Consider the following 15,395-nt stretch of genomic DNA (forward strand, 5'->3'; position numbering starts at 1 on the left):
AGCCGGGGTGGATGGCGTCGGCGCCGGAGTCGGCGGCGGCGGTCAGGACCTTGGTGATGTCGAGGTAGCTGGTGGCCGGGGTGTCACCGCCCAGTGCGTAGGCCTCGTCCGCCGCGCGTACGTGCAGAGCGTCGCGGTCGGGGTCGGCGTAGACGGCCACACTCCCGATTCCGGCGTCCCGGCACGCCCGGGCAACGCGGACAGCGATTTCGCCTCGGTTGGCGATGAGCACCTTGCGCACGATCGGTTCCTCCTTGGCGCTTCGCCGCAACAAAATTGGACGTCGCGAGTTTAGGGACTGGCGACACCGCGTGCCGACCCGTTCCCGGTAGTGAGCTTGCCCACACGGAGCGTGCGCCCGGTGCGGGTACGGGACCGGAGTCCCCCGGTATCCCAGGGTAGGCCCGTATTCCGGGGGCCGTGGGGTGATCAAGATGTGGGCAAGGTCTCGCTCCCCGTCCGTTCACCGGAACCCCGTTTCTTTGTGGAGTCCCTACGAATGGGCGAAGGAATCTTTGCGCGCTGGTGTGTCCGGGTCCGGCCCGTGCCGACCCCGGGCGCGTCCGCGCGCCCCCGCGGTCGCCGTCGCCCCCGCGGCCCGTTCCGCTTCCCTGCTCATACCCGGCTCCGGGCCCTTGTAGAGCGGGGGGTACTCAGGAGTAGCGTGCCCGGTGTTCTTTCGTACTCGCGGTAACAGCGCAGCGCGTGACTGGGAAGTGGGTGGACGGGGTGGCGGCACGCAGACCGGTGGCGTGGACGGCGGCGGTGGTGCTGGTGCTGGAGGCGCTCGGCATCCTCTTCCTGAACTGGGTCCTGAGCATCGTCGTGGACCAGCAGCAGATGTCGATGGCGGGCGTCGACCCCGGCGCGATGTCCACCGGGGCCTGGGTGCTCGGCGTCGTCTTCGCGCTCTACCTGGTGTGCTGCGCTGTCCTCCTGGCCCGCATCGGCCTGCGCGACCGCCCGCCCGGCACGTTCGGGCGCGTCGCCCTCGTCAGCTGCGCCGTGGTGCACGCCGTCCTGGGAGCTTTCGCGGTCGGGCTGGTCGGCTGGGCGGCGTTCGCGCTGCTGATGGCCGTCCTGGCGCTGCTGGTCCTGACACTGACGGCGTACGGCACGTCGTACACCGTCCCGAACGGCGAGGGCGCCGGCCGCGGCGGTTCCGGCGGCACCCCGGCTACCGCTCCGGCTCGCCCCACGAACTGACGGCCACCGCGTCCCCCACCGACAGCTTGCCCGGCCGCAGCACGGCGAACTTCGCACCGAACACGACACCGCCCGAGGCCGCGCGCCGGTACCCGGCCAGCGTCCGCAGCGGCTCCGGACCGCCCCGCGCGCCGGCCCCCTGGTCGACGGTGGTGACGGCACACCGCACGGCGAGCTTGGCGTACCCCAGCTCGACGTCACCGACGGCGATCCGGCGCGCCCGGTCCTCGGTGTGCGGCGCGTCCCAGCCGTCGACCACGATGTTGGGCCGGAACCGGTCCATCGGCAGCGGCGCCGCGCCCTGCTCCGCCAGCCGCTCGCCCAGCAGCTCCAGCGTGGACCGGGACAGCACGTGCAGCGCACAGCTGTCGGCGTATCCGGAGGTGCCCGGGGTCAGCCCGTCCGTCACGCGGTCGTGCTCCGGCGGCACCCGCACGAGCCTGCTCGGCACGCCGAGCGCCTCCGTCAGCCACTCGGCGACGGCGTCCCCCTGGTCGATGCCCCGGTAGGCGCTCTTGAACAGCAGCACGTCCCGGCGGGCGGAGGAGGTGTCCACGTCCAGCTCCAGCGGCTCGACACCCGGCGCACGCAGCGTCAGACGCCCGCCGCCGGCGCCGATCTCCGGCCGGATCAGGGCGAGCCGCGGATCGCGCCGCTGGCTGCGGAAGACGCCTTCAGCGTCGGTCACCATGAAGCTGCGGTCATGAGCGAGCCCGGCGGGCGTCACCTCCGCCGCGGGGACGGAGACCCCGGCGCAGCCTTTGAGCGGGTAGTACGTCAGTTCGGCGACTGTGGCCGCACCGGTCATCGCGTTCCCCCTGATCCCGCGGGCCGCCATGGCCGTTCGCGGCTCGTTCAGCCCATGACACTCGTACGCACCGTGCTCCCCGCACGGTGCGTACCTCAATGTAGCGCCGCGCGGCCGCCGATCGGCAGGCCCGCCCTCGGGTCCTGGCGCGCAGGTCAGGGCATTCAGGCCAGCGCCGCCACCTCCCGCCGCAGCGCCTCGGTGAGTGGGGCGCGCAGGCGGGCAAAGTCCTTCACGGGGAGGGCGGCCGAGACGGCGGTCAGGGTGGTGGGGGTGCCGGGGCCGCCGGGCCGTATCGGTACGGGGACGGCGACGCATGCCATGCCGGACGCGGCCTCCTCCCGTTCCACGGCGATCCCGTCGCGGCGGACCCGGCGCAGTTCCCGTTCCAGTCGCTCGGGGGCGGTGATGGTGCGCGCGGTCCGGGCGCGCATTCCGCCGGTGGTCAGGTACTGGCGCCGGGTGGCGGCGGGGAGGGAGGCCAGCAGGGCGCGGCCGTGTGCTGTGGCGTGTGCGGCGGTGTCCTGGCCGACCGTGAACGCGGAGTCCGGGCCGGCGGCGCCGTCCAGTACGGCGATCTCCCCGTCCCGGTACGTGCTGAAGAAGACGTCGGCGCCGGAGGAGCGGCGCAGCCGCAGCAGCACCTCGTGCACCCGCTCGTCGACCCGCAACTGCCGCTGGAAGGCCTGGTGCAGGGCCGGGACGCGGTAACCGAGGGTGTAGCCGGCGGCCGTACGGGCCAGGTGGCCGCGTTCGGTCAGGGAGCCGAGCAGGTCGTAGACCGTGGAGAGGCCGCAGTCCAGGTGCCGGGCCAGTGCCTTCGCCGTCACCGGGCCGTCCGCCGCGGCGACCGCGTCGAGCAGGTCCAGGGCACGGTCGACGGACTGCGGCATGGCGGTCTTCCTCCGGGACGGGGTGCGGCACGGGCGCGGGGGGCGGCGGGTGCGGGGTGTGGGGCGTGCGGGGTGGAGCGGTACGCGGGCGGGCGGCGCGCGGGTACGGGCTTCCAGCCTCGCACAGCTTTGCCGGGTGCGCGGAAGTACGCTGGGCGGTTCCGCTTCCGCCGCGGCCGGAAAACGGTCGCGCGAGAATGGGGAATGCGGAAAGCGGGGCGGCGGAGCGAGCGGGAAAGCGGCGAAGAAGCAGGGATGCAGGAAAGTACGGGTTCCGTGGCGAAGAGTGCGCGGCGCACGGTGTCGAAGGTGAGAACGATGGACCGGCGGGCCGAACTACGGGAATTCCTCCGATCGCGGCGGGCCCGGGTACGCCCCGAGGACGCGGGCCTGCGGCCGGGCACCGGCTTCAGCGGCCGCCGCCGGGTGCCGGGGCTGCGCCGCGAGGAACTCGCCCAGCTCTCCGGGGTCAGCGTCGACTACTACGTACGCCTGGAACAGGGCCGCGGCGGCCACGCCTCGGCCGAGGTGCTGGACGCCATCGCGCACGTCCTGCGGCTCGACGCGCACGAGCGGGCGCACCTGTACGCGCTGGTACGGGGCGAGGAGGGCCGCCACGACGACGCCCGGCAGCCGGCCGCCGGGCAGGGCCAGGAGGTGCGGCCGGGCGTGCTGCGGCTGCTGCGGACGTTCGAGCACTCGCCGGCCTACGTGGTCGGCCGCCGCCAGGAGGTGCTGGCCTGGAACGAGCTGGCCCGCATCCTGATCGCCGACTTCCCGGCCCTGCCGCCCGGGGAGCGCAACCTCGCCCGCCTCACGTTCCTCGACCGGTCCGCGCGCCGGCGGTACGTCCACTGGCAGCAGAAGGCCGACGACACGGTGGCGTTCCTGCGGCTGGACACCGGACGGCACCCGGACGACCCGAAGCTGGCCGCGCTGATCGCCGAACTCACCGAGCACAGCGAGGACTTCCGCCGTCTGTGGTCCGACCACAACGTCCGCGACAAGACGTACGGCAGCAAGCCGCTGCACCACCCGCGCGCGGGCGCCCTGGACCTGTCCTTCGAGACGCTGCGGCTGCCGGACGAGCCGGACCAGGCCGTGGTGGTGTACCTGGCCGAGCCGGATTCGGCGGCGGACCGGGAGCTGCGGCGGCTGGTGGCGGAAGGCTGAACGGGCGGTCCGGGCGGTCCGGGCGGCCCGGGCGCCAGGTGGGCCAGGCGTCCGGCGGGTCCGGCGGGCCGGATTCCCGGGTGGCAGCGGCATTACCAGAAATGGGGTTCCCGGGAGAAAAGGGGCCTGGGCGGCCGCCGAATTCCGCGGCATCGTGACGGTGGTCACCGCGCGTGAATTCCCGGAATGCGCGGAGGGCGGATGCCGTTCACTCAGAACGGTCACCCTTCCGGCGATCACGGAACCAAGCTCACCAGGAGTTGTTGAATGCAGTGCTTCGACTGTGCGGAACTCGGCAGCGAGACCCCCGCGCTGGCCGTCTGCGCGGACTGCGGCGCGGCGGCGTGCGCCGCGCACGCCGCCGCCGTTCCGCGGACGGTCCACCGTACGGCGGGCCTGGGCCGCAGCACGGCCCACTCGGCGGGCCGCCGCCTGCTGTGCACGCACTGCCGGCACGCCGCGACAGCGGCGGCCTGACGCCGGGCGGCCGCGGCCGGTGAGGGGCGGCGAGGGGCGGCCGCGAGCGGGGAAGAGCCGGCGACCCGGACGGCCGCGACCGGTGAGGCCCCGCGCCGCCGGCGCTCAGGGCGCCGCGAGCCGCACGATCTCGCGCGGCCGGGACTCCCGCTCGTCGTAGGCGAGGTCGAGTCCGGGCGCCGCCTGCACGGCGGCGAGCGCCGCGGCCGACGCCTCCTCGGACTCCCACTGCACGATCGAGACCACCGCGTCACCGTCCGCGGCCAGCCAGCAGTCCGCCGACAGGCAGCCGGGCGTACGCCGGAACTCCTCGGCGACGCGGCGCACGCGCGTGACGAACTCCGCGCGGTGTTCCGCGTGCGGATAGTGGTGTGCCACCATGCCGACCTTCATGACGCTCTCCTTCACGTTGCCGGTGAGTGCGGGGTGCGGGCCGTGCCCGCGTGGTCGCCGGACCCGTACGGGAGTCCGAGCGCGCCGGCCGCGGCGCCGGCCACCAGCGACTCGTCGTACGGGGCCTGGCCGGACAGGGCGATCGACGTGCCCTCGACCGCGCCGACGAAGGCGAGCGCGAGGGTGCGGGGCGGCGGGCCGTCCGGCAGCGAGCCCGCCTCGCGGGCGGCGGTGACCAGACCGGTGCAGCGCTCGACGAGCGCCCGGTAGCCCTTCTCGATCTCGCGCCCCACCGGGTGGTCCTGCCCGGCGAACTCCAGCCGCAGCGCGATCGCCACGCGCGCGATGTCCCGTCGGCAGTACACGGCGTGCCCGCGCGCCAGGGTGAGCAGCGCCGCGACCGGATCCCGTTGCTGTTCGACGTGCCGGCCGACCTCCTGCCACCAGGTGTCCCGGACCCACTCGGTCACCGCCAGCGCCAGGTCCTGCTTGCCCGTGAACTGGTGGTAGAGCGCGCCGCGGGTGTAGCCGGCGTCCTGGGCGACCTGTTCGAGCCGGAGGTTGCCGTAGCCGTAGCGGGACAGCCCCCGGGCGGCCGCTTCCAGGAGGGCGGCGCGGGTGCGCGCCCTGCGGTCGGCCTGGGTGGTGCGGAACGGCTTGGCGGTCGGTGCGGCCGCCGGCCCCGCTCCACCCTTACGTACATCCATGTATGTATGTTACGCGCGCCGGAGGCCCGGCACCAGGGGCCGCGGCCCGCGCGTTCTCAGGCCCAGAGATCCGTGATCGCGACGTCCAGGTCGGCCAGGAGACGCCGCAGCAGCGGCAGCGACAGGCCGATGACGTTGCCGGGGTCACCGTCGATGCCGTCGATGAACGGCGCCGACCGGCCGTCGAGCGTGAAGGCGCCCGCCACGTACAGCGGCTCGCCGGAGGCCACGTACGCGGCGATCTCCGCGTCGCTCGGCTCGCCGAACCGGACGGTGGTGGACGCGGTGGCCGACACCCGGCGGCCCCCGGCCGCCGTGTCGATCACGCAGTGGCCGGTCCGCAGGATTCCGGAACGGCCGCGCATCGCCTTCCAGCGGGCGGTCGCGTCCTCCGCGTCGGCGGGCTTGCCGAGCGCCCGGCCGTCCAGCTCCAGCACCGAGTCGCAGCCGATGACGAGGGCACCGGCGGTCTCGGGCCGCGCGGCCACCGCGGCGGCCTTCGCCTCGGCGAGCACCCGGGCCAGCTCGGCGGGGGAGTCCGCGGTGATCGCGTCCTCGTCGACGCCGCTGACGACGACCTCGGGCGCGAGCCCGGCCTGGCGCAGCAGGCCGAGCCGGGCGGGGGACTGGGAGGCGAGGACGAGACGGCGGGCGGCGGTGCCGGGCTGAACGGTCATGCCCGCCATCGTACGGAGCGGCGGACACGGAGCGGGCGGGCGCCGTCCGGCACCCGCCCGCTCCGTACTCACCCGGCCCCGCCCGGTCGCCCGCTCACTTGCTGAGCACGGCCTCCATGACCTTCTTCGCGATCGGGCCGCCCAGCTTGCCGCCGGCGATCTCCGAGCGCGGGATGTCCATGTCGGACGGGTCCACGAAGACCGCGACCGCGACCGGCGAGCCGTTGTCCTGCTTGGCGTACGAGACGAACCAGGCGTACGGGCGCTCGTCGCGGACGTCCGCGCCGTGCTGGGCGGTACCGGTCTTGGCGCCGACCTTGACGCCGTCGATCAGCGCCTTCTTCGCCGTGCCGTTCTCCGCGGTGTTCTCCATCATCTGCTGCACCTTCTTGGCGGTGTCCTCGGACACCGCCTGGTTCAGCTCCTTGGGCTCGAACTTCTCGATCGTCGACAGGTCGGGGCCGCGGGTCTCCTCGACCAGGTACGGCTGCATGACCTTGCCGTTGTTGGCGAGCCCGGCGACGACCATGGCCATCTGCAGCGGGGTGCTGGTCAGGCTGCCCTGGCCCATGCCGGTCAGCGCGGTCTGCGGCTTGTCCAGCTTCTCGGGGTAGCCGCTGGTGGCCGTACGGACCGGGGTGAAGAGCTTCTGGTTGAAGCCGAACTTCTCCGCCGTCTCGCGCATCTTGTCCTTGCCGAGCCGGTTCGCCGCCTCCAGGTAGGTGTTGTTGCAGGACCACTGCATACCGACCTTGAGGGACGCGTTCGCGCACGGCGCGGAGGCGATGTCGTTGCCGACCTTGGTGGTCGTGTTCGGCAGGGTGTACGGCACCGGGGCCTGCACCGGGGTGTCGATGTCCGGGACCACGCCGTGCTCCAGGGCCGCGGCGGCGGTGAGGATCTTGAACGTGGAGCCGGGCGGGTAGATCTCCAGGGACGCCCGGTTGTTCATCGGCTTGGTCTTGTCCTTGATGAGGGCGGTGTACCGGTCGCCCTCCTTGAAGGAGCTGCCCGCGAAGACGGACGGGTCGTAGGACGGCGTGCTCGCCATGGCGAGGATCTTTCCGGTGCCCGGTTCGAGGGCGACCACCGCGCCCTTGGCCTTGAGGTCGGTCAGGCTCTTGTACGCGGCCCGCTGCGCCTTCTCGCTGATGGTCGTCAGCACGTCGCCGCCGCGCGGCTTCTCCCCGGTGAGGATGTCCTTGGCGCGCTTGAGGAAGAGCTTGTCGTCCTTGCCGCTGAGGATGTCCTTGTAGACACCCTCCAGGAACGTGCTGCCCTGCGACTGCGAGGCGTAGCCGGTGATCGGCGCGTACATCGGGCCTTCCTTGTAGACCCGCTTGTACTTGAAGTCGCCGGTCGTCTCGACCGAGTCGGTGATCGGCTTGCCGCCGACGATGATGTTGCCGCGCGGATACGAGAACGCCTCGATCTTCACCCGGCGGTTGTTGTCGTCGTTCGCCAGTGAGTCCGCCTGGACGAACTGGACCCAGGTGGCGCGCACCAGCAGCGCCAGCACCAGCACTCCGCAGAAGACGGCTATGTGTCTCAGCGGCCTGTTCATCGCTCTCCACTCCCCATGCCGTACGGCCCGGTGCCGCGCGCACCGGCCGTACGGGCGCCCGGATTGCGTCCTTCAGGGGTAAAGGATGTCCCAACTGGGGGCAGCGGTTGCAGGCGGGGTGTGTGAGCTGGTCCTCTTCGTCCGAATTCGCGAGACACTTGCCCGGGCCTGTCGCCGTGGAGTCCGCGGGTGACCGCGGACGGTGCCCGGACGCCGCGCCGCGCAGACCGTGCACGGGCCCGGCCGCCGGACCTCTCAGGCCCCGCCGACCAGCATCACCATCAGCACGACCGCGGCGACGGCCAGCACGATGCCCATCCGGCGGAGCATCGCCTGCACCTGGCGCAGCTCCTCGGGAGGCTCGTCGGGCGGATCGGACCACAGCATCCTTCGATCCTGCGCCGGGAACGCCGACGACGCCTGAGTACGCGTACTCAAGCGCCGTCGGGCGGAAGGACTAGCGGAGGGGGCCCCTGAGGAGGGACGGCCGGACCGCGGACGTCACCGCGGCCAGTAGCTCGTGCGCCAGGCCCGCGGGCCCGGGTGCGGCAGCCGGCGGCGCGGGATCGTGGACGCCGGGTCGGCCCATTCGTCCGTACGTTCCGTGCCGGGCGCGGCGGAGGCGGCGGCAGCGGCCGCCGCCGCGCGGGTGCGAACCACCGCCAGTGCGGCGGCCAGCTCCTCGGGTGTGGGGTTGCCCCGGACGACCTTGATCATGGTCAACCGACCTCCTGGCTCTGACGGACTTGCGGCGGACGGCGGACGGCGCCGCCGACGGGCACGGGCGCCCCTACAGCGGGATGTTGCCGTGCTTCTTCGGGGGCAGCGACTCGCGCTTGTTGCGCAGCGTGCGCAGCCCGCGGACGATGTGCCGACGGGTCTCCGAGGGCATGATCACCGCGTCGACGTAGCCGCGCTCGGCCGCCACGTACGGGTTGAGCAGCGCGTCCTCGTACTCCTGGATCAGCTCCTGGCGGCGGGCGTCCTGCGCGTCCTGGTCCTCGATCGCGGCGAGCGCGCGGCGGTGCAGGATGTTGACCGCGCCCTGCGCGCCCATGACCGCGATCTGCGCGGTCGGCCAGGCCAGGTTCAGGTCCGCGCCCAGGTGCTTGGAGCCCATGACGTCGTACGCGCCGCCGAACGCCTTGCGGGTGATCACGGTGATCAGCGGAACCGTCGCCTCCGCGTAGGCGTAGATCAGCTTGGCGCCGCGCCGGATGATGCCGTCCCATTCCTGGTCCGTACCCGGCAGGAAGCCCGGTACGTCCACGAACGTCAGCACGGGGACGTTGAACGCGTCGCAGGTGCGCACGAACCGCGCGGCCTTCTCGCTCGCGTTGATGTCCAGCGTGCCCGCGTACTGCATCGGCTGGTTGGCGACGATGCCGACCGCGTGGCCCTCCACCCGGCCGAAGCCGGTGACCATGTTCGGCGCGAAGAGCGCCTGCGTCTCCAGGAACTCGCCGTCGTCGAGGACGTGCTCGATGGCGGTGTGCATGTCGTACGGCTGGTTCGCCGAGTCCGGGATCAGCGTGTCCAGCTCGCGGTCGTAGTCCGAGGTCTCCAGGTCCGCCTCCTCGGGGAAGGCGGGCGGCTCGGAGAGGTTGTTGGACGGCAGGTAGGACAGCAGCGCCTTGACGTACTCGATGGCGTCCTTCTCGTCGCCCGCCATGTGGTGGGCGACGCCCGAGGTGCTGTTGTGCGTCCGCGCGCCGCCCAGCTCCTCGAAGCCCACGTCCTCACCGGTGACGGTCTTGATGACGTCGGGTCCGGTGATGAACATGTGCGAGGTCTGGTCGACCATGACCGTGAAGTCGGTGATGGCGGGGGAGTAGACCGCGCCGCCCGCGCACGGGCCGACGATCAGCGAGATCTGCGGGATCACGCCGGAGGCGTGCACATTGCGGCGGAAGATCTCCGCGAACAGGCCGAGGGCCGCGACGCCCTCCTGGATACGGGCGCCGCCGCCGTCGTTGATGCCGACGACCGGGCAGCCGTTCTTCAGGGCGAAGTCCATCACCTTGACGATCTTCTCGCCGTAGACCTCGCCCAGCGAACCGCCGAAGATGGTGAAGTCCTGCGAGTACACGCAGACCGTGCGCCCGTCGACGGTGCCGTAACCGGTCACCACGCCGTCGCCGTACGGCCGGTTCTTCTCCAGCCCGAAGTTGGTCGAACGGTGCCGCGCGAACTCGTCCAGCTCGACGAACGAGCCCTCGTCGAGGAGCAGCTCCACGCGCTCACGCGCCGTCAGCTTGCCCTTCGCGTGCTGCTTTTCCACGGCCCGCGCGGACCCGGCGTGGGTGGCCTCCTCGATCCTGCGCTGAAGATCGGCCAGTTTGCCCGCGGTCGTGGTGATGTGTGCTTCCGGCTCGGACATCGGGATGCGGCTCCTGCTCGTCCTGGACTGGTGCTCGTACGAGGGTGGTACGGGGGTTGAACGGGATGGGCTACCGCTTCGTAGCGTATCGGCGGGACTGCTCAGCGGCACTGCGTCGTTGACCACACCTAGGCTGGGGCCATGACGTCTCAACCACCGGAAAACCAGGACAAAGACCGCCCGGGCGGCGGCGACGGCGACGCGGCGCGCGCCGGATCGGGCCCGGGAGCGGGCTCCGGCGGGCACTGGTCCGACCTGGACCGGCCGCCGCTGAACGGGACGGCACTGCGGCGCGCCCTGCTGCGTCCCGGCTCGCTCTGGACCGGCCTCGACGTCGTGTCCGCGACGGGCTCGACCAACACCGACCTCGCCGCGCGGGCCACCGGAGGGCTCGCCGAGGGGGCCGTCCTCGTCGCCGAGGAGCAGTCGGCCGCGCGCGGCCGACTGGACCGCAGGTGGTCGGCGCCGCCGCGCTCCGGCCTCTTCTTCTCCTTCTACCTCACCCCGCGGGTCCCCCCGGAGCGCTGGGGCTGGCTGCCGCTGCTCGCCGGGGTGGCGACCGCCAGCGCGGTGGCCCGGGTCGCGGGTGTGGACACCGCCCTGAAGTGGCCCAACGACCTGCTGGTGACCGTCGGTGACGAGGAACGCAAGGCCGGCGGCATCCTCGCGGAACGCGCCGGTGACGGCGTGGTCGTCGGCATCGGCCTCAACGTCACGCTGCGCGCCGAGGAACTGCCCGTGCCCGGCGCCGGTTCGCTCGCCCTGGCCGGCGCCGAGGTGACCGACCGGGACCCGGTGCTGCGGGCCGTACTGCGGTCGGTCGAGGACTGGTACGGGCAGTGGACCGCGGCGGACGGCGACGCGGCGGCCTGCCGACTCCAGGACGCGTACGCGGCCGGGTGCGCCACGCTCGGCCGCTCGGTACGCGCCGAACTGCCCGGCGACCGGGCGCTGCTCGGTGAGGCGGTGGCCATCGACGGTGACGGGCGGCTGGTGCTCGCCACGGAGGAGGGCATGCAGCGGCCGGTCGCGGCGGGGGACATCGTGCACGTGCGGCCGGCGGCGCAGGAGTAGAGGACCGGGGGCTGGGGCGGCGCTGAGCGGGGTGGTGCCGCCCCGGTCCGCTGCGGCCTGTCCTTCAGCTCGTCCCGTGGCCCGCCCGGTGTCCGTCCAACTGCTGACCAACCGGCGGGGCGGAATGCCGGGGACTTCCGTACGGTGGCCGGGGCCGAGCGCCCTGAACGCGCCACCGATCTGCCTCTCGTCCGCATCGTGATCGGAAATGATCAGATCCTGGTCAAGAAACCTAGGGAGCAATCGTACTTATGTGCCGATAGGGGCGATAGCGACGAGGTGTGAGAGTGAGCCAGAGCACACCTGCCGTATCGTTGAGGCCGTCCGCCGTGGAGCGGGCGAACGAGCGAGAAGTGATCGGAAGGGCAGTGCGCAGGGAACGGACAGGGAGCGAGCGGTGACCGCCGACGACTCGGGCGCCGGCCCGCGCGAAGCGGACATCGCCCCTCGTGAGACGGGGGCCGCTCCACGTGAGGGGGACTCGGCGCCTGCGGACGGCGCGGCGCGCGCCGACGGCACGCCCGGGCCGGCCGGAGCCCACGGGGGCGACATGACCGGTGGTACCGACCGGACCGGCCCCGCGCCCGGCACGGTGAACGGGGCGAGCACCGACAGCGCGGGGGACGACCCCGACGACGACACCATCGCCATCCGCCTGGAACAGCTCATCCTCGGCTCCGACCGCCGCTACACCCCCTTCCAGGCGGCCCGCAGTGCCGGCGTCTCCATGGAGCTGGCCTCCCGCTTCTGGCGCGCCATGGGCTTCGCCGACATCGGCCAGGTCAAGGCGCTCACCGAGGCCGACGTACTGGCGCTGCGCCGGCTGGCGGGCCTGGTGGAGGCCGGGCTGCTCAGCGAGGCGATGGCGGTGCAGGTGGCCCGCTCCACCGGGCAGACCACGGCGCGCCTCGCCGACTGGCAGATCGACTCCTTCCTGGAGGGCCTGACCGAGCCGCAGGACTCCGGTCTGACCCGTACGGAGATCACTTACCCCCTCGTCGAGCTCCTGCTGCCCGAGCTGGAGGAGTTCCTGGTCTACGTCTGGCGCCGCCAGCTCGCCGCCGCGACCGGCCGCGTCGTGCAGGCCCAGGACGACGCGGAGATGGTCGACCGGCGCCTCGCGGTGGGCTTCGCCGACCTCGTCGGCTTCACCCGGCTGACCCGCCGCCTGGAGGAGGAGGAACTGGGCGAACTGGTCGAGGCGTTCGAGACCACCGCCGCCGACCTGGTCGCCGCGCACGGCGGCCGGCTCATCAAGACGCTCGGCGACGAGGTGCTGTTCGCCGCCGACGACGCGGGCATCGCGGCCGAGATCGGCCTGCGCCTCATCGAGACCATGGCCAACGACGAGACGATGCCGGAGCTGCGTGTCGGCATCGCGTTCGGCACGGTCACAACGCGGATGGGCGACGTCTTCGGTACGACCGTGAACCTGGCCAGCCGCCTGACGTCGATAGCTCCGAAGGACACGGTGCTGGTGGACGAGGCGTTCGCGGAGGAACTGGGCCGCATGGGCGAGGCGCCCGTCTCCGAGGCCGACGCGAAGGCCGCCGCCGCGGCGGCCGCGGACGGGGCCGGGCCGCTGCCCGAGTACCGCTTCGCGCTCCAGCCGATGTGGCAGCGGCCGGTGCGGGGGCTGGGCGTCGTCGAGCCCTGGCTCCTCAGCCGCCGCGGCTGACCCTTCGTACGTCACCGCCCGCTGGCCGAGTGCCTGTTGCGCCCCTGACTAGAGTGACGGAACGAACGTTAACCAGGGATGACCGTCAACCAGGGAGGGTGCCGCATGGACACGCAACGCTTCGGGGAGTTCGTCGGCGTACACCGGCACGGGCACGTGGCCGAACTGCGGCTCGACCGGCCCAAGGCGATGAACGCCGTGTCCACGGCCATGGCGGACGGCATCAGCGCCGCCTGCGCCGCGCTCGCCGCCGACCGGGACGTCCGCGTCACCGTCCTCACCTCCACCCACGAGCGGGCGTTCTGCGTGGGCGCCGACCTGAAGGAACGTAACTCCTTCAGCGACGCCGACCTGCTGCGGCAGCGCCCGCGCACCCGGGCCGCCTACACCGGCGTCCTGGAGCTGCCGATGCCCACCGTCGCGGCCGTGCACGGCTTCGCCCTCGGCGGCGGCTTCGAGCTGGCGCTGTCCTGCGACCTGATCGTGGCGGACCGTACGGCGGTGGTCGGGCTGCCCGAGGTGTCGGTCGGCGTCATCCCCGGGGGCGGCGGTACGCAGCTGCTGCCGCGGCGGGTGGGAGCGGCCCGCGCGGCCGAGCTGATCTTCACGGGGCGGCGGGTGGAGGCGGCGGAGGCGCGGGAGCTGGGCCTGGTCGACCACCTGGTGGACGAGGCCCAGGACACGCGGGAGGCCCTGGAGCTCGCCGGGCGCATCGCCCGCAACTCCCCGGTCGGCCTGCGCGCCGCCAAGCGCGCCCTGCGTCTGGGCCACGGCCTCGACCTGCGCACCGGCCTCGACCTGGAGGACGGCGCCTGGCGCAGCGTCGCCTTCTCGGCGGACCGGGCGGAGGGCGTGGCCGCCTTCGTCGAGAAGCGCAGCCCGGAGTGGCCGGGGGAGTAAGGGGTACCCGGATCCGCCCGGCCCCGCCCGGTCGGGACGGGTCCGAACAGGTCGGAAAGGGCGAACGCTCTGGAACATTCCTACGCTGTAGTGACACGTAGTGCTCACGGTGACGGAATGCGAGGTCCGGTGACGGGCGACGGCGATGACAGGCTCCGGGCCGTGGTGGCGCTGGCACAGGCGATGGCGGCGGCGCACACCCCGCGCGCTTCGGTGCGGGCCGCCGCGGACGGGGTGCGGGCCGCCCTCGGGGGGTCGTTCGCGGCGGTCTCGGCCTGGGAGCGTGAGCTGGGCCGGCTGAAGGTGCTGGTCAACGTCGGTGAGCTGGCCGACGGGGAGGTGACGTTCCCCGAGGACGAGTCCTACCCGGTGCACGAGTTCCCGGAGATCGTCGGGTTTCTGCACGAGCAGTGGGCCGAAGGCGGCCAGCCCAACGCCTGGGTGGAGACCGTCGCGGACGAGCCGTCGCACGACGGCCGGTACAACCACCAGCGGGTGGCCGCGCTGCGCCGCCGGGGCCGCGGCTGCTGCGTGGTCGCGCCGATCGTGCTGCACGGGCGGGCCTGGGGCGAGGTGTACGTGGCCCGCTCGGCCGGGGAGCCGGCGTTCACGCGCGCGGACGCGGACTTCGCCACCGTACTGGCCGCGGTGGCGGCGGCCGGGATCGCGCAGACGGAGCGGCTGGCGGAGGCGCGCCGGCTGGCGTTCACGGACGCGCTGACCGGCCTCGCCAACCGGCGCGCGGTGGACATGCGGCTCGACGAGGCACTGGAGCGGCACCGGCGGGACGGTGCGGTGGTGAGCCTGGTGGTGTGCGATCTGAACGGGCTGAAGCGGGTGAACGACTCGTGCGGGCACGCCGTCGGCGACCGGTTGCTGGAACGTTTCGGCTCGGTGCTGTCCCTGTGCGGCGCCATACTGCCGGGCGCCCTCGCCGCCCGGCTCGGCGGCGACGAGTTCTGCCTGCTCACGGTGGGTCCGTCGGCCGACGAGGTGACCAAGGTGGCCGGTGAGCTGTGCGACCGGGCGGCGGAGCTGGAGCTCGGCGAGGGGGTGGCGGTCGGCGTCGCGTCGACCGGCGACCCGATCGGGCCGGTGCGCTCGGCCCGCCGGCTGTTCCGGCTGGCGGACGCCGCCCAGTACCGGGCGAAGGGCTCCGGCTCGCGCGGCCCGGTGGTCGCGGGCCGGGACGGTGGTACGGACGACCCGGTGATCCGCCTGGCCGACGCCCCGGAACGCACCTCGTCGAGGGAACGCCGCCGCTTCCGGCGATGACCCTACCCGCGGCCCGCCCGTCCGTGGCCTCCCGCCCCCGCCCGTGGCCTCCGGCCCGTCCGCGGTCTCCGGCCTGTCCGCGGTCTCCGGCCTGTCCGCGCACGCTGTCGCACCTGTCCGCGCACGCTGTCGGCCCCGTCCGCGTACGGTGTCCGACGCGGCGTACGGCACGGCGGCCGCCGAGCGGGAA

Annotated in this window: 17 protein-coding genes; 7 read left to right on the forward strand and 10 right to left on the reverse strand. The window is 73.2% G+C overall.

The window, feature by feature from the left end; genetic code table 11:
- On the reverse strand, positions 1–241 hold a 241-nt coding region (locus JXZ78_RS28010; protein ID WP_308281056.1), incomplete at its 3' end, for a biotin carboxylase N-terminal domain-containing protein.
- A gap of 464 nt (positions 242–705) precedes the next feature.
- On the opposite strand from JXZ78_RS28010, the gene JXZ78_RS28015 reads away from it, so the two are divergent.
- Positions 706–1,206 (forward strand): hypothetical protein, encoded by a 501-nt coding sequence (locus tag JXZ78_RS28015; RefSeq protein ID WP_238783426.1) that lies wholly within the window; start codon positions 706–708, stop codon positions 1,204–1,206.
- Here the strand turns inward: JXZ78_RS28015 and JXZ78_RS28020 are convergent.
- Both JXZ78_RS28020 and JXZ78_RS28025 read right to left on the reverse strand, forming a co-directional pair.
- A complete protein-coding gene (locus JXZ78_RS28020) occupies positions 1,178–2,014 on the reverse strand; it encodes an MOSC domain-containing protein (protein WP_030020610.1) in 837 nt (278 codons plus the stop codon). The two genes, JXZ78_RS28015 and JXZ78_RS28020, sit on opposite strands and share 29 nt — an antisense overlap.
- Before the next feature lie 164 nt (positions 2,015–2,178).
- On the reverse strand, positions 2,179–2,907 hold the full coding sequence (locus JXZ78_RS28025) for an IclR family transcriptional regulator (RefSeq protein ID WP_030020611.1): 729 nt from the start codon (positions 2,905–2,907) through the stop codon (positions 2,179–2,181).
- A gap of 318 nt (positions 2,908–3,225) precedes the next feature.
- On the opposite strand from JXZ78_RS28025, the gene JXZ78_RS28030 reads away from it, so the two are divergent.
- Entirely contained in the window at positions 3,226–4,080 is an 855-nt protein-coding gene (locus JXZ78_RS28030) for a helix-turn-helix domain-containing protein (protein WP_030020612.1), read from the forward strand.
- Positions 4,081–4,347: 267 nt separating this feature from the next.
- Positions 4,348–4,557 carry a DUF2180 family protein gene (locus JXZ78_RS28035; protein WP_030020613.1) on the forward strand — a complete coding sequence of 70 codons (210 nt, stop codon included), beginning with the start codon at positions 4,348–4,350 and terminating at the stop codon, positions 4,555–4,557.
- A gap of 105 nt (positions 4,558–4,662) precedes the next feature.
- On the opposite strand, the gene JXZ78_RS28040 is transcribed toward JXZ78_RS28035, so the two are convergent.
- The 7 genes from JXZ78_RS28040 to JXZ78_RS28065 form a co-directional block, all read right to left on the reverse strand.
- Positions 4,663–4,950 carry an antibiotic biosynthesis monooxygenase gene (locus JXZ78_RS28040; protein WP_238783427.1) on the reverse strand — a complete coding sequence of 96 codons (288 nt, stop codon included), beginning with the start codon at positions 4,948–4,950 and terminating at the stop codon, positions 4,663–4,665.
- 11 nt (positions 4,951–4,961) lie between these two features.
- Positions 4,962–5,657: a TetR/AcrR family transcriptional regulator gene (locus JXZ78_RS28045; RefSeq protein WP_030020614.1), complete on the reverse strand. Its 696-nt coding sequence runs from the start codon at positions 5,655–5,657 to the stop codon at positions 4,962–4,964.
- A 56-nt stretch (positions 5,658–5,713) separates the two neighbouring features.
- On the reverse strand, positions 5,714–6,334 hold the full coding sequence (locus JXZ78_RS28050; protein WP_030020615.1) for a Maf family protein: 621 nt from the start codon (positions 6,332–6,334) through the stop codon (positions 5,714–5,716).
- Positions 6,335–6,428: 94 nt separating this feature from the next.
- A complete protein-coding gene (locus JXZ78_RS28055; RefSeq protein WP_030020616.1) occupies positions 6,429–7,898 on the reverse strand; it encodes a peptidoglycan D,D-transpeptidase FtsI family protein in 1,470 nt (489 codons plus the stop codon).
- A gap of 255 nt (positions 7,899–8,153) precedes the next feature.
- Positions 8,154–8,285, reverse strand: a complete 132-nt coding sequence (gene mmpB / locus JXZ78_RS40425) for a morphogenic membrane protein MmpB (RefSeq protein ID WP_003981923.1) — start codon at positions 8,283–8,285, stop codon at positions 8,154–8,156.
- A 114-nt stretch (positions 8,286–8,399) separates the two neighbouring features.
- On the reverse strand, positions 8,400–8,615 hold the full coding sequence (locus JXZ78_RS28060; RefSeq protein ID WP_030020617.1) for an acyl-CoA carboxylase subunit epsilon: 216 nt from the start codon (positions 8,613–8,615) through the stop codon (positions 8,400–8,402).
- Positions 8,616–8,688: 73 nt separating this feature from the next.
- Entirely contained in the window at positions 8,689–10,278 is a 1,590-nt protein-coding gene (locus JXZ78_RS28065; protein WP_030020618.1) for an acyl-CoA carboxylase subunit beta, read from the reverse strand.
- 141 nt (positions 10,279–10,419) lie between these two features.
- Here JXZ78_RS28065 and JXZ78_RS28070 point away from each other — a divergent pair, with 141 nt between their 5' ends.
- From JXZ78_RS28070 to JXZ78_RS28085, 4 genes are all read left to right on the forward strand, one after another.
- Positions 10,420–11,352 carry a biotin--[acetyl-CoA-carboxylase] ligase gene (locus JXZ78_RS28070; protein WP_030020619.1) on the forward strand — a complete coding sequence of 311 codons (933 nt, stop codon included), beginning with the start codon at positions 10,420–10,422 and terminating at the stop codon, positions 11,350–11,352.
- A gap of 550 nt (positions 11,353–11,902) precedes the next feature.
- Positions 11,903–13,030, forward strand: a complete 1,128-nt coding sequence (locus JXZ78_RS28075; protein ID WP_050502553.1) for an adenylate/guanylate cyclase domain-containing protein — start codon at positions 11,903–11,905, stop codon at positions 13,028–13,030.
- Between the two features lie 105 nt (positions 13,031–13,135).
- Positions 13,136–13,930: an enoyl-CoA hydratase/isomerase family protein gene (locus JXZ78_RS28080; RefSeq protein WP_030020621.1), complete on the forward strand. Its 795-nt coding sequence runs from the start codon at positions 13,136–13,138 to the stop codon at positions 13,928–13,930.
- A 117-nt stretch (positions 13,931–14,047) separates the two neighbouring features.
- Entirely contained in the window at positions 14,048–15,205 is a 1,158-nt protein-coding gene (locus tag JXZ78_RS28085) for a GGDEF domain-containing protein (RefSeq protein WP_030020622.1), read from the forward strand.
- The last annotated feature ends 190 nt before the right edge of the window (positions 15,206–15,395 follow it).

Origin of the sequence: Streptomyces monomycini (assembly GCF_022271435.1) — a bacterium.
Classification (GTDB): Bacteria; Actinomycetota; Actinomycetes; order Streptomycetales; family Streptomycetaceae; genus Streptomyces; species Streptomyces monomycini.